General features: G+C 37.5%; 19 protein-coding genes. All 19 read left to right on the top strand.

Annotated elements, in window-relative coordinates; translation table 11 throughout:
- Nucleotides 1-68 precede the first annotated feature (68 nt).
- A complete protein-coding gene (locus ACFSR1_RS10880; protein WP_378292375.1) occupies nucleotides 69-1,712 on the top strand; it encodes a phage tail sheath family protein in 1,644 nt (547 codons plus the stop codon).
- A 97-nt stretch (nucleotides 1,713-1,809) separates the two neighbouring features.
- Nucleotides 1,810-2,283, top strand: coding sequence for a phage tail protein (locus ACFSR1_RS10875; RefSeq protein ID WP_378292373.1), 474 nt, complete (start codon nucleotides 1,810-1,812; stop codon nucleotides 2,281-2,283).
- A gap of 69 nt (nucleotides 2,284-2,352) precedes the next feature.
- The gene (locus ACFSR1_RS10870) at nucleotides 2,353-2,805 is read left to right on the top strand and encodes a phage tail protein (protein WP_378292371.1); all 453 of its coding nucleotides are present in this window, start codon (nucleotides 2,353-2,355) and stop codon (nucleotides 2,803-2,805) included.
- A gap of 4 nt (nucleotides 2,806-2,809) precedes the next feature.
- Nucleotides 2,810-3,307, top strand: a complete 498-nt coding sequence (locus tag ACFSR1_RS10865) for a phage tail protein (protein ID WP_378292369.1) — start codon at nucleotides 2,810-2,812, stop codon at nucleotides 3,305-3,307.
- Nucleotides 3,308-3,312: 5 nt separating this feature from the next.
- On the top strand, nucleotides 3,313-3,462 hold the full coding sequence (locus ACFSR1_RS10860) for a DUF5908 family protein (protein ID WP_378292367.1): 150 nt from the start codon (nucleotides 3,313-3,315) through the stop codon (nucleotides 3,460-3,462).
- Between the two features lie 2 nt (nucleotides 3,463-3,464).
- Nucleotides 3,465-4,178 carry a CIS tube protein gene (locus ACFSR1_RS10855; RefSeq protein WP_378292366.1) on the top strand — a complete coding sequence of 238 codons (714 nt, stop codon included), beginning with the start codon at nucleotides 3,465-3,467 and terminating at the stop codon, nucleotides 4,176-4,178.
- 4 nt (nucleotides 4,179-4,182) lie between these two features.
- Nucleotides 4,183-5,832, top strand: coding sequence for a type VI secretion system tip protein VgrG (gene vgrG / locus ACFSR1_RS10850; protein WP_378292364.1), 1,650 nt, complete (start codon nucleotides 4,183-4,185; stop codon nucleotides 5,830-5,832).
- 25 nt (nucleotides 5,833-5,857) lie between these two features.
- Entirely contained in the window at nucleotides 5,858-6,265 is a 408-nt protein-coding gene (locus ACFSR1_RS10845; RefSeq protein WP_378294495.1) for a GPW/gp25 family protein, read from the top strand.
- A gap of 19 nt (nucleotides 6,266-6,284) precedes the next feature.
- On the top strand, nucleotides 6,285-6,728 hold the full coding sequence (locus ACFSR1_RS10840) for a hypothetical protein (RefSeq protein WP_378292362.1): 444 nt from the start codon (nucleotides 6,285-6,287) through the stop codon (nucleotides 6,726-6,728).
- A 21-nt stretch (nucleotides 6,729-6,749) separates the two neighbouring features.
- Complete coding sequence (locus ACFSR1_RS10835; RefSeq protein WP_378292360.1) at nucleotides 6,750-10,868, top strand: baseplate J/gp47 family protein; 4,119 nt, start codon at nucleotides 6,750-6,752, stop codon at nucleotides 10,866-10,868.
- Between the two features lie 102 nt (nucleotides 10,869-10,970).
- Nucleotides 10,971-12,212 carry a phage baseplate protein gene (locus tag ACFSR1_RS10830; RefSeq protein WP_378292358.1) on the top strand — a complete coding sequence of 414 codons (1,242 nt, stop codon included), beginning with the start codon at nucleotides 10,971-10,973 and terminating at the stop codon, nucleotides 12,210-12,212.
- Between the two features lie 182 nt (nucleotides 12,213-12,394).
- Nucleotides 12,395-14,809, top strand: a complete 2,415-nt coding sequence (locus ACFSR1_RS10825; RefSeq protein ID WP_378292356.1) for a hypothetical protein — start codon at nucleotides 12,395-12,397, stop codon at nucleotides 14,807-14,809.
- 11 nt (nucleotides 14,810-14,820) lie between these two features.
- The gene (locus tag ACFSR1_RS10820) at nucleotides 14,821-16,518 is read left to right on the top strand and encodes a contractile injection system tape measure protein (RefSeq protein ID WP_378292354.1); all 1,698 of its coding nucleotides are present in this window, start codon (nucleotides 14,821-14,823) and stop codon (nucleotides 16,516-16,518) included.
- A 104-nt stretch (nucleotides 16,519-16,622) separates the two neighbouring features.
- The gene (locus ACFSR1_RS10815; protein WP_378292352.1) at nucleotides 16,623-18,020 is read left to right on the top strand and encodes an ATP-binding protein; all 1,398 of its coding nucleotides are present in this window, start codon (nucleotides 16,623-16,625) and stop codon (nucleotides 18,018-18,020) included.
- Nucleotides 18,021-18,176: 156 nt separating this feature from the next.
- Nucleotides 18,177-19,994, top strand: a complete 1,818-nt coding sequence (locus ACFSR1_RS10810) for an eCIS core domain-containing protein (protein WP_378292351.1) — start codon at nucleotides 18,177-18,179, stop codon at nucleotides 19,992-19,994.
- A gap of 98 nt (nucleotides 19,995-20,092) precedes the next feature.
- Nucleotides 20,093-21,667, top strand: coding sequence for an eCIS core domain-containing protein (locus ACFSR1_RS10805; RefSeq protein ID WP_378292349.1), 1,575 nt, complete (start codon nucleotides 20,093-20,095; stop codon nucleotides 21,665-21,667).
- A gap of 605 nt (nucleotides 21,668-22,272) precedes the next feature.
- Complete coding sequence (locus ACFSR1_RS10800; protein ID WP_378292347.1) at nucleotides 22,273-22,965, top strand: hypothetical protein; 693 nt, start codon at nucleotides 22,273-22,275, stop codon at nucleotides 22,963-22,965.
- Nucleotides 22,966-23,168: 203 nt separating this feature from the next.
- Nucleotides 23,169-23,933 (top strand): N-acetylmuramoyl-L-alanine amidase, encoded by a 765-nt coding sequence (locus ACFSR1_RS10795; protein ID WP_378292345.1) that lies wholly within the window; start codon nucleotides 23,169-23,171, stop codon nucleotides 23,931-23,933.
- A 125-nt stretch (nucleotides 23,934-24,058) separates the two neighbouring features.
- On the top strand, nucleotides 24,059-24,724 hold the full coding sequence (locus ACFSR1_RS10790) for a hypothetical protein (RefSeq protein ID WP_378292343.1): 666 nt from the start codon (nucleotides 24,059-24,061) through the stop codon (nucleotides 24,722-24,724).
- The last annotated feature ends 3 nt before the right edge of the window (nucleotides 24,725-24,727 follow it).

The raw sequence follows: 24,727 nt of genomic DNA, 5'->3' as shown, positions 1-24,727 counted from the left end.
AGGCATTTCAAAAAGACTCACATCGGTTTTTGAGAGTGCCAAGTATAAACATTTTAAAATTAAATAATATGTCAAGTTTTTTAACACCTGATGTGTACACAGAAGAAGTACCCGTTTTACCACAATCTATTGCTGGTGTATCTACAGCCGTACCTGCTTTTATCGGTTTTACCGAAAAAGCAGTAAAAGATGGTAAAAGCGTGTCTGATATGGCTGTACGAATTTCTACTTTCTTAGAATTTAAAGAAATCTTTGGAGGAGCTCAAAAGACCGCTTTTGAGGTTCTGATTGATGATGATGAGCAAATACAAAAAGTAACTGCCACACCACCAAAAAATACGTTATACTATGCTTTAGATCTTTATTTTAAAAATGGGGGTGGTGATTGTTACCTTATTTCAGTGGGTTCTTTTGAAGATAATTACACTAAGGATGCTTTTGAGAAAGGATTACAGATTTTAAGTAAAGAAGACGAGCCAACATTGATTATGTTGAGCGAGGCAGCTAAGCTATCTGAGAATGACTATCACGATATTTGTCAGCAGGCTTTGGCGCAATGTGCAAATCTAAAAGATAGGTTTTGCATTATGGATATCAAAAGAAATGATGAAGGTGCAAATGGATTTAGAAATAGTATCGGAACCAACAATCTAAAGTACGGAGCTGCCTATATGCCTTATCTGCATACTACGCTCAATTTTATCTACGATGATGAAGACGTACAAATAAGTAATGCGTTTTCTACATCGGATTCTGCATTGTTTGAGGTAGTTCACGATGGTATCAGAATTACTTATACGGGTGGTGTTTCAGACACCCCAAAATTTAGAATCAATGGAGGTAGTGGAGATACTGTGGAATTTTCTGTTTCTACAAGCAAATTATTAACTATTTCTAATGTTCCTACAGAAGGAATATCAGCTTCCGATTTACTGACAGCTTGGAATGCATTTGACGGAAAAGCTGATTTTGATATTGAAATCCTTGAAGCCAATAGCTCGGTGACCCAAACTTCTGGTACCGGAGGAAACGAATTAGCAAAACAAATCGGAGAAGGATCTTTTACTTTGGAGAGTCGAGAAGGTACTGCTTTATATAGTAAAGTAAAAACTGAGTTGGCCAAAGAAACGATCATTTTACCACCTAGTGCAGCTGTTGCAGGGGTTTATGCAACTACAGATCGTGAAAGAGGTGTATGGAAAGCACCTGCAAACGTGAGTATCAATTCGGTAATCGGACCGATTCAAAAAATAAGCTCCGCAGATCAGGAACGTCTCAATGTTGATACTACAGCTGGTAAGTCTATCAATGCTATTAGAAGTTTTGTAGGTAAAGGAACAATGGTTTGGGGTGCAAGAACTTTAGCAGGAAATGATAATGAATGGAGATACGTTTCGGTTCGTAGATTATTTAATATGATCGAAGAATCAACTAAAAAAGCTTCTCATTTTGCTGTATTCGAATCCAATGATGCTACCACTTGGTTAAAGGTAAAAGCCATGATCGAAAGTTTCTTGTATGGTATCTGGCAACAAGGAGGACTAGTAGGATCTACAGAAGAACAGGCTTATTTTGTAAATGTAGGATTAGGAAAAACTATGACACAGCAAGATATCCTTGAAGGTAGAATGATTGTAGAAATAGGAATCGCCGCAGCAAGACCAGCAGAATTTATAATCCTAAAATTCTCGCATAAACTACAAGAAGTATAATTCAGCACCAATTTTAAAAAAGTAATGGTGTTGGATAATCACCTATCCAACACCATTACTAAAGATTATTCAATTAATAAATTAATACAAAAGTAAAATGGCTTTAACTAAAGAACAAATAAAAACAGATTACCCGTTGGTAACCTATAATTATAGAGTTGATATTGACGGGGCATCCTTTAGCTTTTCTAAAGTAACCGGTCTTGACCTTTCTTTTGAAACCATAACATATAAGGAAAGTTTTGCTGCAGGAGGCAAAGTAGGACCAAATATTATGTACATGCCGGGTCAAATCCAACCAGTAAACATCACACTGGAAAAAGGTTTTGTGAAAGGAAAAAGTATTCCGGTTTTCTACAATTGGATCAATGATATAGAGCTTAATCAAATCGATAAGAAAGATATCATAGTTCATTTATTAGATGAAACAGGAAGTACGGTAGTAAGTTGGAAAGTGATTGATGCTTTTCCTACCAAGCTAACAGCTCCTTCTTTTGATGCGAGCACAAGTGAAGTCGCGCTGGAATCGATGGAACTTATGGCGTTTCGAGTAACTATGGAAGAAGCATAATATTTAGATCCAATATGTAATCCAAGGCTTTTCGAGCCGGCAAATATGCTTTTTTAAAAACTTTAATTCATGGCAACAAGTAAGAATACAATTTTACAGGAGTATCCACTACCCGTTTATAACTATCAGGTAATCATTGATGATACTGCAGAAGGAATGTCTTTTTCAGAAATCTCAGGTCTCGAGATGGACTATGAACACGTTTTATATCGACACGGCTTTAGTTGGGTGATGGGGGATCACCTGATCCGTGCACAACGTAAACCTATCAATGTAAGTTTAAAACGGGGAGTTGCCAAGAATAGAAAACATTTATACGATTGGTTGCGCAAGGAAGATAAAAGGAACATCAATATTTCACTTTGTGATGAGAACGGTACTCCCATTGTAACTTGGGAAGTATATCGGGCATTACCTATAAAATTGAATGCACCTTCTTTTAATGCAAGCACCAATGATGTCGCCATCGAAAGCCTGGATTTAATTGCACACGATATCAAATTAACACATCACGATCAATAGAACTATGGAAGCCTTAGAAAATTTTAAAAGTATTATAGATCCAAATCCGGCATTATCACATCGATTCGGCGTTTTTTTCTTTGCAGGTGGAGTATTTCCTAATCCAATCGATTTTCGATTTCAAAAAGTAAGTGGGTTAAGTGCAGAAATTCAAACGGATACCGTAAATGAAGGAGGACAAAATCTATTTGCGCACCGCTTACCGGGTAAAGTAAATTACAATAATTTGGTTCTCGAAAGAGGGTATAGTACAAGCTTTGTTCCGTCTCCGTTAACACAAGAATTTAATATTGCTTTTTCTGCTTTTAAGTTTGCTCCTTCCAATGTGATCGTAACGCTGTTTCACGATTTTGAAGGAACTTCAGCACCCTTGGGGGCGTGGCACTTTTTTAAGGCCTATCCTGTAAAATGGTCCGTTTCTGACCTGGATGGAGAATCCAATACCGTTCTCATAGATCGTATGGAATTAGCGTATACCAGATTTCAATCTATAAGATTATAAGCACTATGCCAGTAGAGATAAAAGAACTTGTGATTAGGGCGGTGGTCGAACAGCATCAAAATACATCTTCAGAACATCATACCCATAATGACCGTGTGGTACAAGAATGTGTATCGCAAGTATTAAAGATATTAAAAAAGAAAAATCGTAGATAATTATGGCTTTTGATTCTTTTACCATATTAGAAAAGTTAACTATACAAAGTTTTAGTGATGCAGAACGGAAAAAACCGATCACGCTAAAAAAGAAGGATTCGATTTTTGAAGCGATGTTTAATCCGGAATCTTATTCGTTATCATACCATAACAGGTATAGTAGAAAGCAAGGAATAAACACCACTGGTAGTCAATCCAAATACGGGTTTTCTAAACCGGAGAAATTGAGCTTTAAACTTATCTTGGACGGTAATAAAGTGGACACTCATTTTGGAATACGTAATATTTTTAGCCGAAATGATGTATCAAAAAAAGTTCAGAAGTTTTTAGAACTGACAACAGAGATGAATGGGAGTATCCACGAACCTCCTTATTTAAAATTGAGTTGGGGTGATTTACTGTTTAGTTGTAGGTTACAATCTGTAAATATTAACTATATACAGTTTTCAGGAAGCGGGATTCCTTTGCGAGCTGAGTTAGATACCGAGTTTTTTGGCGATCTGGAGACCGTTAAAAGGCTTAAAAAAGAAAATAAAAGCTCACCAGATCTTACGCACTACAGAGTTGTTGGAACTCACGATCAATTACCATTGATGTGCCAGGCGATTTACGGATCAGCCGAGTATTATCCTTGGGTGGCCAAAGTCAATAATCTTAATGATTTTAGAAATCTTACTCCGGGACAACGAATTTATTTTCCACCTATAGAAAAGTAGTAATATGTCAGTAGTAACAGCAATTATAAAAAGAGGAACTAAGGAGATGAGTGGCACATATGAGTTGCTTTCTATTGATATCACTCATGAATTTAATAAGATTCCTACTGCAGAGCTAACCTTTATAGATGGAGACATTGCTAATAAGAAGTTTCAGATTTTGAATGATAAATTCTTTGAACTGGGCAATGAAATAGAAATATCATTAAAGTATGAAGAAAATACGAAAGAACAAGCTAAAGTTTTTAGCGGAATAGTGATCAACAAAACTTTCGAATTGCTGGGGGCAGAACCAACTCTGAAGATTGAGCTTAGCGATGTCGCTATAAAGATGCACAGTGATAGAAAAAATAAAATATTTACTAACACTGCTGATCATAAGATTTTTAAAGGGTTATTGCAACAAAATGGTTTAAAAGCAGGAACTATAGATACGACATCGGTTACACATGCTCAGATGGTACAGTATTATGTAACGGATTGGGATTTTATGGTAGCAAGGGCTGAAGCCAATGCACAACTGGTGCGGGTATTAGATGGAGAAGTTTCTATTTTTCAACCAAAGTTGGAGACACCTAAAAAAGACCTGGAGCTTGGACTAAATGATATTTACGATTTTGAGTTACAAATTAATGCGGATCAGCAGCAGCACTCGGTAGAGGCTATAGCCTGGGATATTAACCAAAAAAAGGTAACAGGTTCTACAAATAGAAGAGATGCCAAACTCTCAGGAAAAAAACGGGATATTAAAAAAATTGCTACGTCTGTAGGTAAGCAAAATACTACTTTAATGAATGTAGTACCCACTACATCCAAAGAACTTGAAGTGTGGTCTGATGCACAGATTGTTAAATCCAGACTTTCTCTGATAAAAGGATGTATTACTGTCCCTGGGCGAGGTAACATAAAAGTAGGAGATACCATACAAATAAAGGATTTTAGCGAAACATTTTCGGGAGCAAACATAGTGTCGGCGATTCGTCAGGAAGTAACTGCAGATGGTTGGGATACCCATATTCAAATAGGAATGGACGCTTGTTGGTTCACAGGTTCTACAAAAGTAATGGATACACCGGCAGCAGGATTATTACCGGGAGTCAATGGACTGCAAATAGGTATTGTTCAACCTACAGAAAAAGATCCGGATAATTTACATCGTATCAAAGTTAGTATTCCGGCTTTTGGAGCCGAAAAAACAATTTGGGCACGTCTGTCTACTTTGGACGCAGGAAAAAACAGAGGTACTTTTTTTATACCACAAGTAGGCGATGAAGTGATTGTTGGTTTTTTAAATGATGATCCCAGACACGCAATTGTTATGGGATCTGTATATAGTCCGGTTAATAAACCAAATCTCCCGTTGGACGTGCATCCGAAATCCAAAGGCATTTTTACGCAATCCAATTATCAATTGTTTTTAGACGAAGAAAATCAGTGTATTACGATTGCAACATCTGATAAAAACCAAATCACCATTGATGAAAAACAACAACGTATTGCATTTTCTGATCAACACGGTAATCAGGTGGAGTTAAGCAAAAAAGGAATTGATATCATTAGTGCAAAAGATCTTCAGATTAAAACGGAAGGCGATTTAAAAATCAATGCCAGTGGTACGGTTGAGATTAAAGGGAGTGAAGTAGATATCATTTAATAAAAAATAAAAAGCATTGAAAGTAATGATAGATGATAATAAATTTTTGGGAAGTGGCTGGTCTTTTCCGCCTCAATTTTACCAAGGAGGTGATCGGGTAGCTATGGTTTCCGGAGAAAAAGATATAGAACAAAGTTTACATATTCTTTTAACCACTTCATTGAACGAAAGAGTCATGCAATCAGATTATGGTTGTGCGCTAAAGGATTATGTATTCGAAAGTATCAATCAAAAACTGATCACGGATATTCAAAATACCATTACCGATGCTATTCTTACGCACGAACCCAGAATTAGTGTTGATACAGTAACCTTAGATAATACAGATCCTGAAAAGGGTATGATACGAATCCAGGTAAGCTATACGATACGTATGACAAATAACAGATTTAATCTTGTTTTTCCATTCTATATCAATGAAGCATTTAATTAATCACTAAACATAAAATCATATGGCGGCCAATACAATCATATTAGATGGGGACACTGTAGTATTTGATCCCGCTTTCGGAAATGCTATAGTTACTGTAAAGCCTGGTAAGATTAAAGCATCTGGAAAATCTACAGTACAAGGTAAAAAGATAGCTGTAAAAGGTGATGAGTTACAAGTAGAAGTATCCGGGTGTAGTTATATTACTCCTAATTTGCCTCAGGCAGGAACAGGAACACTATCCATACAACCACTTACTAAAGACCATTTAACCAGTAAAACTACAAGTGGAGGGATCCCGATTATCCGTAAAGGGAATGGAAGTTTTAAAGCAAAATTTGTGTTTGATCCGGGAACACCAGCAAAACTAATCCCTCCAAGTGGACCTACCGTATTGGATACAAAACCTTTTTACGAAGGAACCGGAAGAATAATACCGAATAAGGATAAAGTAAAAGCAACATAACAAATTGAGTTGTAAAGAGACATGAGAAATACAATACATAAACATCAGTTTCTTTTTAGAGACGGCGCCAGCAAGCAGAATGATACTGCCGATCGATTGGATGCATCCTATGTACAGATTGAAAATCGGAGTATAGAAGAACTAATTCAGGAAGCACAGCTTTTGGCCAAAGAATTGATTTTTGTTGATAAAAACAACCAGGCAACGACTACCTGGGAATCTTTTTTGATCGAAGATCCAAGCACTTACTATAAAGAGTCAGAAATTGAAAGAGCTTCTTTACGCAAAAAGTGGGCAAGTCAATTAGTAGCTTATGTAGAGAATCCTGATCATTTTCTGAAAGATCAAAATGCGCGAGAAAAAGCTAGTGCACCACATACAGTGCTTTTTTTAACTTTTTTAGAACTGTTGCATCACATCAAAGATCAGATCAATGGGTTGACACAGAAGCATCTTGATTTTTACTATCGCGATCGACTGGGATTATCACCCAAAGAAGCCGTACAGGATATGGTGACTATTCTAATTGATTTGGCAGAAGAAAATACACAGTTAGAATTGAAAAAAGGAACTGTTTTTCTGGCAGGAGAAGACGAAGAAGGAAATGAGCTGCATTATACTACCACAGAAGATACGATCATTAATCGGGCGCAGATTGAACAAATAAAAAATGTATTTGTAGATAAACAAACCTTTACGATTAAAAAAAGTCATCTACTTAATATAGAAACTCCTGATAAAGGAGTCGTTGCTATGATGCAAATGGCTCTTGGAACTCCAAATCCAGGCGATGCATTACCCGATTTTCCGGAGGAGTTTGATACAATCTCTCAGATTTTTGAATCGCTGGATCAAAATGAAGTAGCAAAGCGCTATGTTACCGAAGAATTGTTTTTAAGTATTGAAGAGTTCCAGCTCATTTTTCAGAAACAAGAAAAAGAACGAAGTGGTGTAGCTACAGAATGGGAGCCTGTGTATGCATTATTAGAGGAAGCATTTCGTCGCAAAAAAAGATTTATCAGAAGACGGCATTTAGAAGATTTACACAAACAACAAGGATTTCAATTATTACTGAGAGAAGTATATGGAGATCCCCTTCCAACGGATTCTTTACCGAATTATAGAGGATCAGAAGCTACATTTGAACGTGTTTTTCAAGATTTAAAAAATGAGGATCTTTCCACACAAAGAGAGGCGTCAGAATTTATTCAGGAAATACTAAAACTGAAAGTGCCGGATTTTGCTTTTATGGTAGATACTTTGTCAAAAGATATTACAGATAATGCCTGGCAAGAAGTATACACACTTTTAGAAAATTCCGAAAGACAAGTACGTCGAATTATAATTAACCCTCCTACACAGGAAAAAATACTTGATATATACGCTGCAAAAGATGCAACCAAAAATTCTTTTAGCCAATACAATGATAAAGCTGAAAGCAAAAGGTTTAAAACTTTTGGGAACGCAGGCAATGGTACTATTGATACTTTAGAGTCTGCTAATCTTGGTCTTGCCATAACATCACCTTTACTATTGCTTAAAGAGGGACAAAGAACCATTACCCTATTTCAGCAATTGGACATTGATCAGGAAGGCTTTACAAAACTCAAAAAGTTATTTGATAAGGGAGTGATGCGAGTCTATTTGAGTAGTGAAGATCATTGGTTTGCCCCGAAAAATGTAACAGTAGAATTAGGGGATTTCCTAAAGTCACCCTCAGGAATATCGTTGTCATCCGTAAGTATTGAAGAAGATGTTTTAACGATCAATGATGAGACCGGAGATCTTTTTGAAATCCTTCGGAAAGAAAAGATCGTTGTGGATGTTGATGGTACGATTTATCAAATTCTATCCGAGATTGTGGATAAATCTATGGCACTGCGAAAGATTGGTACTCTGGAGGAAGCCTCGGCATCAGTGACGTTGTACGAATCTTCACAGGTTTTTGTAAATGCGATTAAAACCAACATTGAACTCTTACCAGAAGAGCAAATGGTTACAGGAATCGAAACGGAAGATGACTCGCAATTTATTGAGGCTGGTACTCCTTCATTGGTGATGGTAGTAAATCCGGAAGTTGTGAAACAGTTCAATGAGCAAGGTACAGTGTCGGTCTTTGATTGCTTAGTGGATCTTGTGATCCAAAAGATAGGACTCACTGTAGAAGTTACAGGATTACAAAATATTATAATCCAAAATGATCAATCTACCTTAAATCCTAAAAAACCTTTTGAGCCTTTTAAAACTGAACCAGAGATTAGCGATGGATTATATTTTACGAATGAAGAAATTGCTCAAAAAGCGATTACCAACCTTAGTATCCATCCAGAATGGCTCAATCAACCTAATGATTTTGCTTTGCATTATGAAAATTATTGGAAGGTAGCTCAAAACACCCTTACTCCGGAAGAGAATGACATAAAAATCAAAAGTAATCTGGATTTTACAACGGATGTTTACCTATACCACAATTTTAATGAATTACCTGTAAAAGAGGCAGTGCCTTTATTTCCTGAAGAAACTCAAATACAAATAAATAACATTCCGGCTTTATTGCAACAAACCAGACCGGGTTACGAATATCAAAATATGGTTCTTGAGGATATCGACCAGCGTGAGGTAACCGACTGGCAACGGTATTTTAAACTGGAGTTAAATGGAGTTGATTTTCAGCACGGTCTTTACAGTGATCTCATAATAAAACAAGCCATCACAACCATTGATGAGATTAAACAATTGCAATTGCCTAAACCTTATCAGCCTAAGCTTAAAAGCCTAAAAATAAGCTATCGAGCTGAAACCGATATGATATTAGAAGATGGGTCTTATAGCGATAATCAAAAAGTATTTCATATTCATCCTTTTGGTTATCACGAGCAGCAAGTAGACCAACCCATAAGCTTTTTACCAGAATACAAGGATAATGGTTCTTTACTGCTGGGAATTTCGAATTGCCGTCCGCCACAAATCATAACCATACTGTTTCAATTGGCAGAAGGAACTTCGAACGCAGATATCAATAAACCTGAAGTATTATGGAGTTATCTAAAGGATAACCAATGGGTTCCGGTAGATCCTACCACGATTATCTCTGATACCACAAACGGTTTGTTAAACAGTGGCATCGTTCGCATAAGAGTTCCGGAGGATGCTACCACGGGAGGAACGCTTCTTTCGAATCAGTTGCACTGGTTTAAAATAGATGTGGCAAATGATATCGAAGGTATTGCCGATACTATTGCTATTAAGACACAAGCAATACAAGTTAGGCTTGCCAGCGAACAAGTGGCAGCCTCACATTTCGCGACTCCTTTAAGAGAAGAAAGTATTACAGAAACACAGGAGTTTATCCCTCAAATAAAATCAGTATCCCAACCTTTTACCTCTTCACAAGGGAAACCAAGGGAAGATATTTTAAGCTTTAATCAACGAATCAGTCAGCGACTTCGACATAAAAACCGTGCCCTAACTATGTGGGATTATGAACACTTGGTATTGGATGCGTTTCCAGAAGTGTATAAGGTAAAATGTTTACCGGCAGTTCATGAATTAGGAAAAGTGACTGTTACCGTAGTTCCGGATATTAGACGGAGTGTGCCTTTTCATCCTTTTGGCCCTAAAGTGGCTTCAAATACTCTGGATAAAATACAGAAATTCCTTCAAGATCGAGCTCCCAATACGGCTGAGATATCAGTTGGTAACCCAGTTTATCTACAGGTGCTTACTCGCTGTACCATCAAATTCAATACTGGTTTGGATGTTATTTTTTATAGAGAAAAAGTAATCGAAGAGATCAAAAGATTTTTATCTCCGTGGGCATTTGATGACACACAGGATATTCACCTGGGAGGTGCACTGGATGCAGGTGTGTTAGTCAATTTCATTGCAGAAAGACCTTATGTTGATTTTGTGGCGAATCTTAAGCTTTTTCAAAGTATTGATGGTGAAAATTTCACCGATGTTACCTCTTTGTCACACAAAAAGAATGCGGTGATCCCTGATCAACCCAATATGATTATGGTATCTGCCGCTAATCATATTATCGATATCGCCGATGAGAATAATTATGATGAAGATGCCGAAAAAGGAATCAATTATATGATCGTAGAAACAGATTTTGAAGTAGCAAAAGATTTTTAATCTGTCTGGTGAAGTTTAATTCGCTATTGCTGATTTAGAAGACAGTTACCTAAACAAAGATAGATTGCCATACAATGGCAGAACCAAATAAAAAGAAGAAAAATGGATATCAATAAAAGAAACAGAACAGAATTAAAAGAATTTTTCAACGAAGGGGATATACCTACAGAAAAACAATTTGCTGAATTAATCGATGCCAATATCAACCAAATGGAGGATGGGATTGCAAAAGTGCCCGGTAATCCTTTGGCTATTATGGCCGAAGGCGAAAATGCAGGTACACAAGAGGTATTACAATTTTATACAGATTTTAAGCAAGATAACCCTAATTGGTCTGTAAATATGCATCCCAGGGTGAATCCCGACAATCCGGAAACAGCTACCCCGGGATTGAACATTAAGGATGCGGCAGGTAACAGCAGAATGTTTATTCAATCCAACAAAGGGAATGTCGGGTTTGGAACTCTAGAACCCGATTCTAAATTGACGATTAAGGGAGATAATGATACTTCGTTGGTTTCGGTAATCGATACCACACAACAAAGATCCAAAATTTTTGAAGTACGCCAGCAGGAAGGAAACGGTTTGATATCGGTACGTAATGGTAAAGCAGATGAATCCGTACATATAGAAGTAAACAAAATTACTTTTGAAGATGCAAAAGATGCAGCAAACATTAAATCCGCTAAAATCGCCTCTGAAGAAGACACCTTTAGAATTTACGGAAAATCCTCGAATCCAGCTGGAACGAACAGAGCAGTAGAAATTGTAGCTGATCAAATGAATATTACCGGTAATGTTTTAATGAACAATTTGTCTTCTAATCCAACACTACAGGAGGGCGGAGAAGCGAGTGATCGTACGATTGCTTCTCAGCGTGCGGTAAAAACCTATGTAGATACGCGTTTGCCAAAAGGATTGATTTCTATGTGGTCCGGTAACGAAATTCCTTCGGGTTGGGCATTATGTGATGGCACCAATGGTGCTCCGGATTTGAGAGGAAGGTTTGTAGTAGGATTAGATAAAGACAAAGCGGATTATAATACGATTGGAAATAAAGGCGGGGACGAAAAGGTAGCTTTAACTAAAGCACAGCTACCAGCACACAAGCATTCGGGAACAACCAATGAATCAGGGAATCATCGTCACACTTTTGTAGGTGCAGCCAAAAGAGGAGATGGAGGTGGTACCGGGAGTTCTAATGATTATTACAAGGCTTTTAACAGAATCACAGCATTTGGGGGAGTACATACCCATTCTTTTGCGACCAATGAAACCGGAGGCAATCAACCCCACGAAAACAGACCACCTTATTTCGTGCTTGCTTATATCATGAAAGTGTAATCCGTAAGATAAGATTTAGATGAGACAGGCCTGCCTGTTTACAGACAGGGATAGCAGTAGAAAGCCCAGAACCCGATAACTATCGGGTGAGGACTTGAAACGAATAGCCCGACCCTTTTTTGGAAGGGTAACGCCCAAAAAACTAAATAAGATCACAAAAAATTAAACAAATAAGAGTAGAGATGTCAATACCAGTTACCATACCTAAAGAAGTGCCCAAAGATTCTGCATTGAGCTATGATTTTTTGAGAAGCGAGGGGATCAAAACCATCCAAAGACTAGCAGGAGATAGTTGGACCGATCATAACACACATGATCCGGGAATTACAATTATGGAGCAATTGTGCTACGCCATTACAGATTTGGCCTATCGCCTGGATTATGATATTAAAGATATACTAGGAAATAATGTTGCCGCTTATAATGAGTTATACAGTCCTGCTACCATTCTTACCAATAACCCCGTAACCTGGTCGGATCTGCGAAAGGTAGTAATTGACATCAAAGGGGTTAAAAATGCCTGGATAGAAAAAATTATTGCGGAAAGTGAAGGTCAGGTGGCTCCAAAAGGACTGTACCAGGTGATTGTCGAAAAGGATGATTTGGTAACTGCAGAACGTGACTTGAAACAGACAATCAAAGAGCGTTTGTCTGCAAATAGACAACTGTGTGAAGATTTTGAAGAAATTCGGGTATTTGACAAACAAAGAATTCAGCTAACTGGTACTATAGAAATTTCTGATCAAACAGATGATATTCACGCAGTAGTGGCAGATATTTTATATCAGATACAAACCAATCTTTCGCCTGCAATTCGTTTTTACACTTTACAAGAACTACTAAATCACGGAAAGCGAATTGATGAAATTTTCGACGGACCTGTTCTGGAACACGGTTTTATTAATAACGAAGAACTAGAAAGACACGACAGGAAACTAGAAATTCATGCTTCGGATTTGATTAAAGAAATGATGGACGTAAGGGGTGTTGTTACCGTTCAGGAGTTATTGGTGCAATCAGGAATTAACGATGGAAAAAACTGGGTGTATTATCTTGATCCGACAAAGACACCGACGCTTAATGTACAGGACACTTTACAAAGTCTTCAGTTCACAATACAAGGGCTAAAAGTCGCTTTGAACACCAATCAGGTAACCCATTTGTACCATCAGAAACTCTTAGCGTCTGTAACCAAAAAGGAGCTAAGTCTGACAGAAAAAGACATCTTGCTATCGGTAGGAAAGGATAGGAAGATTGGCTCTTATTATAGCTTGCAAAACTTATTTCCTATCAATTATGGAATAGGGACTTCGGGGTTACCTAATTCTGCTACGGTGCAAAGAAAAGCGCAGTCCAGGCAACTTATTGCTTATCTCACACTTTTTGATCAGTTGTTAGCGAATCATTTTGCACAACTTGGCGATGTTCATAAACTGTTGGGGCTTGATAGTAGCATGGACACTACCTATGTAACACAATCTTTAGCAGGAGTTGTACCAGGCCTGGAAGAAGTTTTGGTTAGCAAAGAAGGCTATCAAAATTATCTGAATGCTACTGAAGAACAAGTAGCGCAAGGGATACAACGAAAAAATAAGTTCCTGAATCATTTACTGGCACGTTTTGGAGAAACTTTTAAAACCTACACACTGGGAGATCAAAAAGAAGGAAATGAAGCTGTGGTAGATCGACAAAAACTGATCGAGGATAAAGTAAGGTTTTTACAAGCTTATCCTGTTGTAAGTGCTGATCGAAGCAAAGGATTTGATTATCGCAAACCATATACCAAAGATGATAACTTTTCTGGTTTGGAAAAAAGGATCGCGCTAAAGCTGGGTGTAGAAAAAGACGAACAATTCTATATGGTAGAACATTTGTTATTGCGTCCGTATGCTAACGATGCAACAACCTTCGAGAATTACTATGAGATTGGTGAGATCGTTGCTTTTGAAGCTTCTGACGTATCAACAACTACCATTTGCATTGTTGACACACATAATTTGACCGAGGGAGAACAGATCCGAATTACACAGAACGAAACGTATAACGGAACGTACACAGTACAAAAAGTAAGCGCAACAAGTTTTGAAATTGACATCCCTTTTGAAGTGGCAGGAACGAATGGTACAGCGAATTGGCAGCGAATTCAACCCAACCTAAGACACCATCTTTTTTCAAATCCCATAGTTTCATTGGAAACATCGCCAAACGCGGGACATACCTTTTGTAATGTATCACATACTTTAAAAATTGGAGATTTGATTACCATTGGGGGAGCACAGGGGTATGATGGCACTCATCGGGTTACAAATATCACGGATCAGGGTTTTGAAATCGAAGTGCCTTTTGATCAAAATTTCACTACTGCCCGATATCATAAAAATGAGGTAAAAGATCGGTATTCATTGCAACTAAGTTTTGTTTTCCCCGAAGAGGTCGGAAGATATCAAGATCCGGTATTTCAAAATTTCGTGGAGAATATGGTTAGAGAAGAAACCCCCGTGCATTTTACTACACATATCTATTGGGCAACTCAACAGGAAATAACATCTTTTAAAAAAGCACACGAAGATTTTATGGCTAGCATTCAACAACGGTAATCTTAGTTTTTATGAAACCTCAATCACATATCATCAATAAGCAGCTCATCGAAGTAGTTATATCCGACGAGTCAACTTCTTTGGAGTCTCAACAAAGGATCAGTCAATTGAACGTTGATGAGTTGTTGCCTATACTCAATCGTAGGTTGGATGTGTGTTTCGGGGATGCTGAAACACATTATCAGATCGACAAATTAACGATAGATTTAGGGTCGGTATCGTGGGATACATTACCTCAGATTTTTGATGCAGCATTACAAGAGAAACTTATAGAGATACAGAGTAGCAGTCAGGTCAATTTGACCAAAACCGTAGTTGGAGAAGCATCTCATGTTAAAGAGGAAAAAACACCACTTCGGATACTTGCGTATTATCTGGAAACCGGAAGATTACCTTGGTGGCTGGGTACGCAAAAGAAATCATACTTGCAGGAACAGTGGCAGCTGTTGATGCAAAACCCAACGAACGATTTTAAAACACTACTCTCGCAATTACACCATAATCATATCCATCTGGAACGCTATCTTCAAACATTCTCAGAAGTACAAGTTTTACAGGCTGCAACCTGGATTACGGAAGTATCAGAAGAAGAAATCAGATCTATCATTAAAAAAATAGAGGGGCATTTGTTTAACGAAGATGGAAAACAAATTCCCACTAGTTGGAAACCGATCTTTCTGAAAACACTATACAGCCCAAAGCGATCTGCGAACACAAGTGCAAGGGATTATTACGTTCAGGAGACCCTCAATATATTGGGTGTTGACAATAATGACACCACTAAGGGTGATATATCTTCGTATAAATGGCTACGGCAGATTCGATCGGTATTACGTCAATATCATCAGATAGCTCCGCATCATCATATGCTGAAACAGATTACCCGACAATTGGATGTGTTGCTAAAAACCCCTGCCATCTATACCATTCCGAAACATTTGATTTATAAAACAGTAGCATTACTAGAAGGCTTAAAAGAAGAAATACGGACTTCTAAACTTTATCGTAATAAAAAGAGTCAAGCATTTTTGGAGAGGTTACAAGAAGAAACAAGTATGTCCCCAACTCATTTTGACAAAAAAAATACCAGATCAGAAGTCTGGACGCCATTAATATCACACATTACAACTTTAGAAAAAATAGTGAAACAAGCAATACCAGAGACATCGGTAAATGTTGTAAAACTACAATCGCAGTTAGAGGATGCTGACTTTATTACCATAGACAATGCCGGTCTGATTTTGTTCTGGCCATTTTTACCACGATTTTTTGAGAATCTGCGGTTGTTGGAAAACAAGGTTTTTTTGGATGAGTCAGCTCAGCATAAAGCAATTTGCGCTTTACAATATCTCTGTAACCCTGAGGAATCCGAATTTTTTGAAGGACAATTATCATTGCCCAAAGTTTTATGTGGATTTCCATTAGATCAACCGGTGCCCCCCGTTTTGTTAACTGACGAGGAAAAAGAAACAGCACACGGATTAATGCGAGCAGTATTGCTGCAAGTCCCCTATTGGAAGAATTTATCATTAGAAGGTTTTAGAAGTTCTTATGTATGTAGGCAAGCTTCTTTTCGCACACGTGATGATCATTGGGTTATACAGGTAGAAAAAGAAACCTATGATATCACTTTAGAAAAACTTCCGTGGAGTATTCAGGCGGTAAAATTACCCTGGATGGAGCGCGCATTAATGGTAGAGTGGTTGTAAGTTGAAAATAGAAATTAGAAATGTGAAATAAGAAAACGAGGGCTGAGGTTCTCGAAGTCCGATTTACTAGAAAGAACTTTAGTACAATATAAAAAAATAGAAATATGGAAAAACCAATATGTATAGAAACAAAAAACCATAATGGCACTATCATAAATACAACTAGTAGTAATGCTAGAGTTTTACAAGCCGAACTAGCTTGGCTGAGTTTGGTATTACAAACCCGTTTGGAACTACATTTTCAGCAAGAAACACCTTATAATTCTATAGAAGAATTAACACCTCCAGAGATAGTAGGAAAAGAAGGAAGCTATGCCAATTTCATCCAAGAACACAAACTCAACTTTGCAGAACGGTTGTTATTAATTTTGGCGTTGGTGCCACATATCAAACCCGAAGCGATGGATATTTTATTAACCAAAAATAAAGATTACGATAGGCGCTACAGCGAATTTGGCGGATTATTGCTCGAAGGTCATTTAGGATTGATCCCTACCGCAGAAACTGCTATGTTTTTGTTGGCAGGAGACGACCTTGAAAAACGGTTACAGTACCACGCATTAGTTACCCAAAATTTTATTTCGGTACGACAAGGAATGATCGGGATTTCGCAAACGAAAGGGAATAGTCCTTTATTGAGTAGCATTTGGATGATTGCGAATGAATACGTAGCATCCATTATAACGGGCACACCCTATCAAGCAGTATATAGCCCTGATTTTCCTGCGCAACGGTTGTATACCAAGCTATCGTGGCAAGATCTCATCGTCTCTAGATCTACAGCCCGTAGCTTGCAGGAAATCAGGGATTGGGTGACACACGGACAAACCGTTTTAGAAGCTTTAGAATTGGGCAAACGATTAAAACCCGGTTATAAAAGCTTGTTTTATGGACTGCCAGGAACCGGTAAAAGTATGGCAGCAGCATTATTGGGGAAAAGCACCGGTAAGCAGGTGTATAAAATAGACCTAAGTATGACGGTCTCTAAATACATTGGCGAAACCGAAAAAAACCTAGCCAAAGTATTCGATCAGGCTCAACAACATGATTGGATTTTGTTTTTTGATGAAGCTGATTCTTTATTTGGGCAGCGTACCCAGGTAAGCAGCGCTAATGATCGCTACGGAAACCAAGAGATAGGATATCTACTACAAAGAATCGAAGATTTCCCGGGAGTAGTCATTTTAGCATCTAATCTAAAAGATAATATAGATGAAGCCTTTACCCGAAGATTTCAATCGATGATCGAATTTAAAATGCCTGGAGCAGAAGAACGCTATCAGTTGTGGCAACAATCTTTTGCAGAAAAATTACCATTGGATGCCAAAGCAGACTTATGGAACATTGCAGAATCCTATGAGATCTCCGGTGGATTGATGATGAATGTGATCCGTAAATGTACCTTACAAGCCATAACGAATGGAGAAGCAACCATCACGCAACAAAGTTTAGAGATGGCAATACGACAAGAGTTACAGAAGGAAGGAGTTATTTTAAGTTGATAAAATAAACATCCATCCCCAACCCTTCCTTCAAAGGAAGGGAACTAAAAAGGGTTACACTAGCCCCTCTTTGAAGAGGGATTGGGGAGATGTTTTTGAAATTAGTCGTGATCTAACTTGGAAGATGCTAATAAATAATATTTAACAGAGGAAACTATGAAAACACAAACAGATAAAATCCAGGAGTCAAAGGACTCGATTACCCCGAGAGTTGCTAGTGAGTCTAGTAACGGAGGTACGGCTCAATTAAAGGACAACCGTACCTCTTTTTTGGATCAAAGAAAATTAAGATCAGGAATGGATAGTACTGATAACAGTAAAAATTCTATCCAAAGAAAGACTCTTCCTGAGCGTCCCGACCTGAGCGGAGTCGAAGGGAGTCGAAGGGCAAATAACACAGGCTTACCAGACAACCTGAAATCTGGCATCGAAAACCTATCCGGTTACAGCATGGACGATGTAAAAGTACATTACAATTCCAGTAAACCAGCCCAGCTACAAGCACACGCCTATGCACAGGGAACAGACATTCACCTAGCACCCGGACAAGAAAAGCATCTGCCACACGAGGCCTGGCATGTAGTACAGCAAAAACAAGGACGAGTAAAACCCACAATGCAGTTTAAAGGGAAAGTGAATATTAATGATGATGCAGGGTTGGAAAAAGAAGCGGATGTGATGGGTGACCAAGCGAAAAACCTTAATTACCAGTTAAATGAATCAAGTATGTCAAGCGAGAACAAAGCTGACAAAGAAATAAAAGGGGTAAACCATTCTATAGCAAATACATCTCATGGATCAATAGTACAACGGGTGCTTGCTCAACCAGATATTAATCCAAATTTTCGGAATGAATTCTTTAATATGCTGACGAACTCCTTGGACCTGCAAAATCCCCAACATTTACAAATAACAATGGATGCATTGTTGTTAGATACAAATGACCTTGATCGAATGTATAGAGCAGCATTGAGGTATATTGACCAGACTGTAATCGGTAGTTCAATTTTAGATAAAATCCGACTATGGACCAATAGAGTTACTATAAAAATAGGATATAACTTAGCAACTGAAGCACTGATCCCTGATGCAGCCGCTCGTGCAATTAGTACCGATGTTGAAATACCTTGGAACCCGCTTATGACATTTGCCGTTTGGAATGAAGATTACATTCTTCAAGGTGCACCTCCCACATTGGGAGCTACAGTAGGTACGATGTCTCCGGCGGCAGTGCTCTTACACGAATTTGGACATGTATGTCAGCATATAGATGATACACAAGGTTTCGATAACATTACAAGTGGAGCAAACACCAATATAAGTTTGTATGCCACATCTAATTTTGAATTTCAAGGAGGGCAGAACTTTAGAAACTTGTTGGAGCATCATAATGTGGCGAACCACGAACACCCTTTTGCAGCTGAAAAAAACGAACCAGTTCGGAATATGTATGATAATGTGTTTATCGCTGGAGATATAACCCCTCCAAGAGCAGCCTCGCCAATTCCTCAAGTCCTTATGCCTTTGGTAAACCAGGCTGTAGCAAACAGGTGGCAATATATTGCAAATAATGGATGGGTAAATGGAGTAACCCAGCATACAAACAATCAACAAGCGAATAGGCAAGACCGAAACTTAGACAAGAATCTTTACTTAGATGGGAGAAACGGACTTACGGGTACCACAAATAACCTAAATTTAATGTACAAGTCGATCGGCTATTTTTTGGATAATATTGATCAGGAAATAGCGACTCAAACGCGGTTACAGAATTGGGACAATATTGATTTAACCAGAATAAGTAATATAGTCAACAATTATATTAATCCTATCATTAACCAGTTTCGGGCAGCGAGAAAAAGAGGGATAACCGATAGGATTTTATGGCAAATTACTTTATTAATAATTAATTATGTAGATCCAGGCCCTGTTGGAATTTTAACAAGGTTAAGAAATACAGTTAATAACTGGTAAGACCTTGTAAGTTTACTCTTGTTGCCACTAGTCTACAAATGGCGTCGTCAATAAGAAGCTGAAAAAGTTCAAAATTAGTACTAAATGTATTATCCAAAATGAAAGAATCAATAGAAAACACTCGAGAACCACAACGAGAAACAGTACAACGTGTAGAACAAGAGCTTAGTACTGGAGGAGAATCTAACATAAAAGATAATCGCCCTTCTAGTTCAATACAACGTAAACTACGATTAGGAATTGATGGTTTTATTAATGGCAAAAATCCTATCAAACGGAAAAACAATACAGGTTTGCCAGATAATTTAAAATCGGGCATCGAAAACCTATCTGGGTATAGTATGGATGATGTAAAAGTACATTACAATTCCAATAAACCTGCACAACTACAGGCACATGCCTACGCACAGGGTACTGATATTCATCTCGCACCGGGACAAGAAAGACACCTACCCCACGAAGCCTGGCATGTGGTACAACAAAAACAAGGACGTGTAAAGCCGACGATGCAGTTTAAAGGGAAGGTAAGCATTAATGATGATGCCGTTTTGGAGAAAGAGGCAGACGTTATGGGTGAATTAGTATTACAAAAAAAACAGATTCCTGCAGATACAAAGGGTATACGAACAGTAGGTAAGTCTGAATTTTTAAAAGGATCACAAAGATCAAGTAGTGTTACACAACGACTCTCTTGGGAAGATTGGGCATCTTCAATCGGAAATGACACAAAACGTCGACGCCTAAAAGAATGGGATCATTATGCGAAATATTTAAAACACGCATTGGGTGGCAAGGTAGCAACAGCTGAAAAAAAAGCAAAGGTTAGAAAAAATAGAGCTTTACAAGAAAATAAACCAGCTAGAATGTCAAGACAAGATTGGGATTATATTCAAAATTTTGAAATAATATCTCGAGAAGAATTCAATCAAAAATGTAATGAAATAGCAACTGCAATAGCTGATTTTAGTATCAATGGAGATCCGTATATATGTGTTGTTTCTAGTAATACTAAAAAAAGTAACTTTTGGTTAACTGCAAAGATACTGAAGATGGTAAAATCAAAAGGAGGACATAAACCGGATAGAATTGTAAGGTCGGACAATATAGAGTCGGTAAGGGCTATAGCTATGGAAGATACTGCCATTTTAGCTAATGCTAATAGACAAAAAAACCTGGGAAATATCCAAAATAACACAAAAATTGTATTTATTGATGATGCTATGTATTCAGGGACGCAGAGCACCAATTTTATACGTAATTTTTGGACTTATAAAAATGATATAAGGCTTGGTTTTGTAGCGGCTTCAGATGATGCTAAAAACCTTTTGAACATCCCAAATAATCAATATCTGGCAACTCCAATTTCTATTAGAAAACAAGAAAAATCATCTTCTAATAATCGTGTAATGAATCCAATACAGGCTATACAGTCATTAAATGCTCCAATATCAGAAAATGGTTTTAATACTGAGCAACGTTTTATGACCGGGATGTATTATAAAATGCCTGATGGGGATTCTGTTAAAAATTCCTTACTATTGACGGGAGATGGGAAAACCAATGTACCACCTTTTGTTGGATATGTAAACGATACAGAACAAGAGCATTACAAAAGAAGGGAACTGAATCAAGCTGAAAAGGTGGAAATGTTACAGAATATCGAAGTTATTTAAAATATTGATGGTGTTGTAAAGACATCACAAAACGAAAACACCTCTTGCTCTCCAAAGCTTTTCTGCTACAGGTAGATTTGCAAAAATAGGGGCGGTATTTTGCTGATGGGTTTAAAAGGTTTTAGTATAATATTTATAGAGTAGCCAAAGTCAACAAACCCATCTAACGAAAGAATATACCCCTTTCTAAAGAGCTTCAAAGTATTAAAATAGTGTCTCGAACTGTTACTTTACTAGTCCGAAGCATTATTTTAAAGGTTATTACCCCAAAGAAGAACACTTTTTTGGATCGATTTGATTCTTTTTTGGATTAGTTTTAGGGTTTCAGGGCTTCCTCTTAGGGCATCAATGCCTTAGCGAACTGCTACTAAGTATTATTTTAATCCTTCGAAGTAGTTCATCATCTCTTCGAAGCAGTTTATAAAGGGCTAACAAGTGGTTTCATAATCTATATTTTTATTTCTTCATGACTTCAGACTTTACTAGGATGCCATGAATAGGTACTATAGCAAAAAATGTCGTAAAATTCCCTCTATTTGCCGTTTTTGTGATAGCTATTCGGTCTATGGCTGTACTACTTTTGGAGTAACATAAATTAGTACATCATGGAAGATAAAAAATCAATGTATTCGCTTAGAAAAACAATAGGAATTCTCGGGTTAGCATTACCGATACTGTTGTTAGTGTCACATCAGCAATTACTGTCTAGTATGAGTCATTATTATTACACGGCAGGAGGCGTGTTTTTTATTTTGATACTGTCGGCTTTTGGCTTGATCTTACTAAACTATAGAGGATATCCAAAACAAGAAGGAGAGTCGTTTAGCGATCGTTTGATCACTACAGTAGCAGGAATATGCATTTTGGTTACCGTACTGATTCCTACCAAATCAGAAAACCCTTTAGGAACCTTATTTTTTACTGACTATCCGTATTTATTTGGTCACGAATCTAACGGATTCCTGGGAGCTATTCACTTACTAAGTGCAGCTTCATTTTTCTTTCTGTTGGGATATATGAGTTTTTACAAATTTGTTTTAAATCACGATGCATCAGCCTCCAGGAATAGATTATTTCGTAGGAGTGGTATAATCGTTTGGGCTTCTGTAGGTGCGCTTATTATAATTTTTGCGATCGAGAAAATACTAAAAATAAACATGGATGAGGTGTTTCCTGCCTATACCTTTTGGTTAGAGTGGGTAGCGGTATATGCCTTTGCAGTTGCCTGGTTGGTAAAAGGAAGAATTCATAAAGATATACAAGAGGTTATGAAAAAATTTACAGATCGAAGTGTATAATTTTAGACCTGTCAGGTCTAGACAATAAGTTTCTCGTTCTTTTATGTAAGAGTGGAGGTTGAGTGAAGATGTTTTACAAAAAATGATAAAAAATAAAAGAAATTGAATGTCGCAATTTTCCCTGTATTTACCGTTTTTGTGATAGTGATGGCAAATAGCTCTCAGTACTTTTGAGTATCGTAATCTTTCAAACAAATAGTAAAATGAAAGCAACTAGTATAGCCAAGCATGAGAAGAGTTTTTTTAATACCGGAAGAGATACCGCCGGTAAGGAATTTATCTTAACTCCGGGTACCGTTCCTATCCAAGGGAGTGGTCTTGAGATGCCGTATGTAAAATGTCGTACAAAGAATGGTGACACTTCTTTTTATGTTAAAGAAAAGCATCCCAAAAATCAAATTGTATTGCATTATACAGCCGGATATTTAAAAGGGGATGTAGCAGCATTATCCAGACCCAATCACCGCGTATCCGTACCGTTTATCATTGCCAGAAATGGGACGATACTAAACATGTGGTCTTCGGCTTATTGGGCATATCACTTAGGTTCCAGAGCTGTTGGTGGCAACACCAGTGGTGGCAGGAGAACTATCGCGATAGAAATGTCTAATATTGGATTTCTTAAAAGAATAGGTGACAATCTGGTGACAGTATATAATGATAAAGATGTGTATTGTCATATCAGTGAGCCACAGTTTTATACAAAATTAGACACACCGTTTAGAGGAGAACATTACTTTGCTACACACACAGCAAAGCAGTATAAAAGTTTGGCGTTGTTACTTCGATATTTAACTGCGGAATATGATATCCCTTCAACATTTTTACCAGAAGATAAAAGATATGGAATCGTTGCCGAAGATGAGTTGGTAAACTTTAGGGGAATTACTTCACATGTAAATTACCGATCTTCTGGCAAATGGGATATTGGTCCTGCATTTGATTGGGATCAGATTATTAGAGCTTGATAGTACCCCGATCACCGTCGGAAAATTACCGCCATTTGCCGTTTTTGTAATAGCAAGAATGGAGTGATTCCCCGTAATTTTGAATCAAAATAATCCCTATAATAATTCATTAAAACTCCCTAAAAATGAAACAAATAAAAATAATACTGTCGTTGATTACGGTCCTGTTTTATAGCTGTGCCAGCTACGGGCCTAAAAACAAAGACCTTTCATTGGTGTTGGCTAATACCCAAATAAGCCTTATCAATTTACAGGAAAAAATTAATACTTCCAAGGAACCAAAGCTTAAAGAAGCATATGATCAGTTAGCTCTTATAAGTAAAGAACTATTTCCGGTATTGGAAAAATGCAACGACAAATATGCGTTGAGCCCTGAATATGTAGCTACGCTAAGAGAAACAGAGAGAACATTAAGATATCTGGTAAAAGAGTATGAAACGATATCTGATAAAGAATATATCATCAATGCGATGTATCAGGATTATGATGCCAAATTACAGACTATTAAGAATACTGCTAAAAATGACGCAACTACAAAAATTAAAGTAATCGTAAATTCAAATGAAGAAGAAGGATTTTTTGTTTTCGGAAAATTGTCCTACGAGCAGGGACAGGATATTAAAAGATTTCGGTTTAACCAACCTACTCAGAATGCTGTTCAGGATTTTGTGCCTGGGTATTATCTATTTTGGCTAGAAAAAGACGGCCGAATTGGAGCCCCAGAACTACATCTTATTCTGAGTAGTAGCGGAGAAGAAGAGAAAACATTGGTATTACAAACCCCAAAATAATAT

This window comes from Aquimarina rubra, from assembly GCF_042684305.1.
Taxonomy (GTDB): Bacteria; Bacteroidota; Bacteroidia; order Flavobacteriales; family Flavobacteriaceae; genus Aquimarina; species Aquimarina rubra.
The sequence above is the reverse complement of the archived record's forward strand: the minus strand, read 5'-3'. Positions and strand labels throughout refer to the sequence as shown.

Bases quoted from the DNA above. Each gene is read 5' to 3' on its own strand.
- vgrG (WP_378292364.1), top strand. From the start codon at position 4,183: ATGTCAGTAGTAACAGCAATTATAAAAAGAGGAACTAAGGAGATGAGT.
- ACFSR1_RS10825 (WP_378292356.1), top strand. From the start codon at position 12,395: ATGTCAATACCAGTTACCATACCTAAAGAAGTGCCCAAAGATTCTGCA.
- ACFSR1_RS10795 (WP_378292345.1), top strand. From the start codon at position 23,169: ATGAAAGCAACTAGTATAGCCAAGCATGAGAAGAGTTTTTTTAATACC.
- ACFSR1_RS10845 (WP_378294495.1), top strand. From the start codon at position 5,858: ATGATAGATGATAATAAATTTTTGGGAAGTGGCTGGTCTTTTCCGCCT.
- ACFSR1_RS10855 (WP_378292366.1), top strand. From the start codon at position 3,465: ATGGCTTTTGATTCTTTTACCATATTAGAAAAGTTAACTATACAAAGT.
- ACFSR1_RS10835 (WP_378292360.1), top strand. From the start codon at position 6,750: ATGAGAAATACAATACATAAACATCAGTTTCTTTTTAGAGACGGCGCC.
- ACFSR1_RS10790 (WP_378292343.1), top strand. From the start codon at position 24,059: ATGAAACAAATAAAAATAATACTGTCGTTGATTACGGTCCTGTTTTAT.
- ACFSR1_RS10820 (WP_378292354.1), top strand. From the start codon at position 14,821: ATGAAACCTCAATCACATATCATCAATAAGCAGCTCATCGAAGTAGTT.
- ACFSR1_RS10815 (WP_378292352.1), top strand. From the start codon at position 16,623: ATGGAAAAACCAATATGTATAGAAACAAAAAACCATAATGGCACTATC.
- ACFSR1_RS10805 (WP_378292349.1), top strand. From the start codon at position 20,093: ATGAAAGAATCAATAGAAAACACTCGAGAACCACAACGAGAAACAGTA.
- ACFSR1_RS10880 (WP_378292375.1), top strand. From the start codon at position 69: ATGTCAAGTTTTTTAACACCTGATGTGTACACAGAAGAAGTACCCGTT.
- ACFSR1_RS10800 (WP_378292347.1), top strand. From the start codon at position 22,273: ATGGAAGATAAAAAATCAATGTATTCGCTTAGAAAAACAATAGGAATT.
- ACFSR1_RS10860 (WP_378292367.1), top strand. From the start codon at position 3,313: ATGCCAGTAGAGATAAAAGAACTTGTGATTAGGGCGGTGGTCGAACAG.
- ACFSR1_RS10875 (WP_378292373.1), top strand. From the start codon at position 1,810: ATGGCTTTAACTAAAGAACAAATAAAAACAGATTACCCGTTGGTAACC.
- ACFSR1_RS10840 (WP_378292362.1), top strand. From the start codon at position 6,285: ATGGCGGCCAATACAATCATATTAGATGGGGACACTGTAGTATTTGAT.
- ACFSR1_RS10830 (WP_378292358.1), top strand. From the start codon at position 10,971: ATGGATATCAATAAAAGAAACAGAACAGAATTAAAAGAATTTTTCAAC.
- ACFSR1_RS10865 (WP_378292369.1), top strand. From the start codon at position 2,810: ATGGAAGCCTTAGAAAATTTTAAAAGTATTATAGATCCAAATCCGGCA.
- ACFSR1_RS10870 (WP_378292371.1), top strand. From the start codon at position 2,353: ATGGCAACAAGTAAGAATACAATTTTACAGGAGTATCCACTACCCGTT.
- ACFSR1_RS10810 (WP_378292351.1), top strand. From the start codon at position 18,177: ATGAAAACACAAACAGATAAAATCCAGGAGTCAAAGGACTCGATTACC.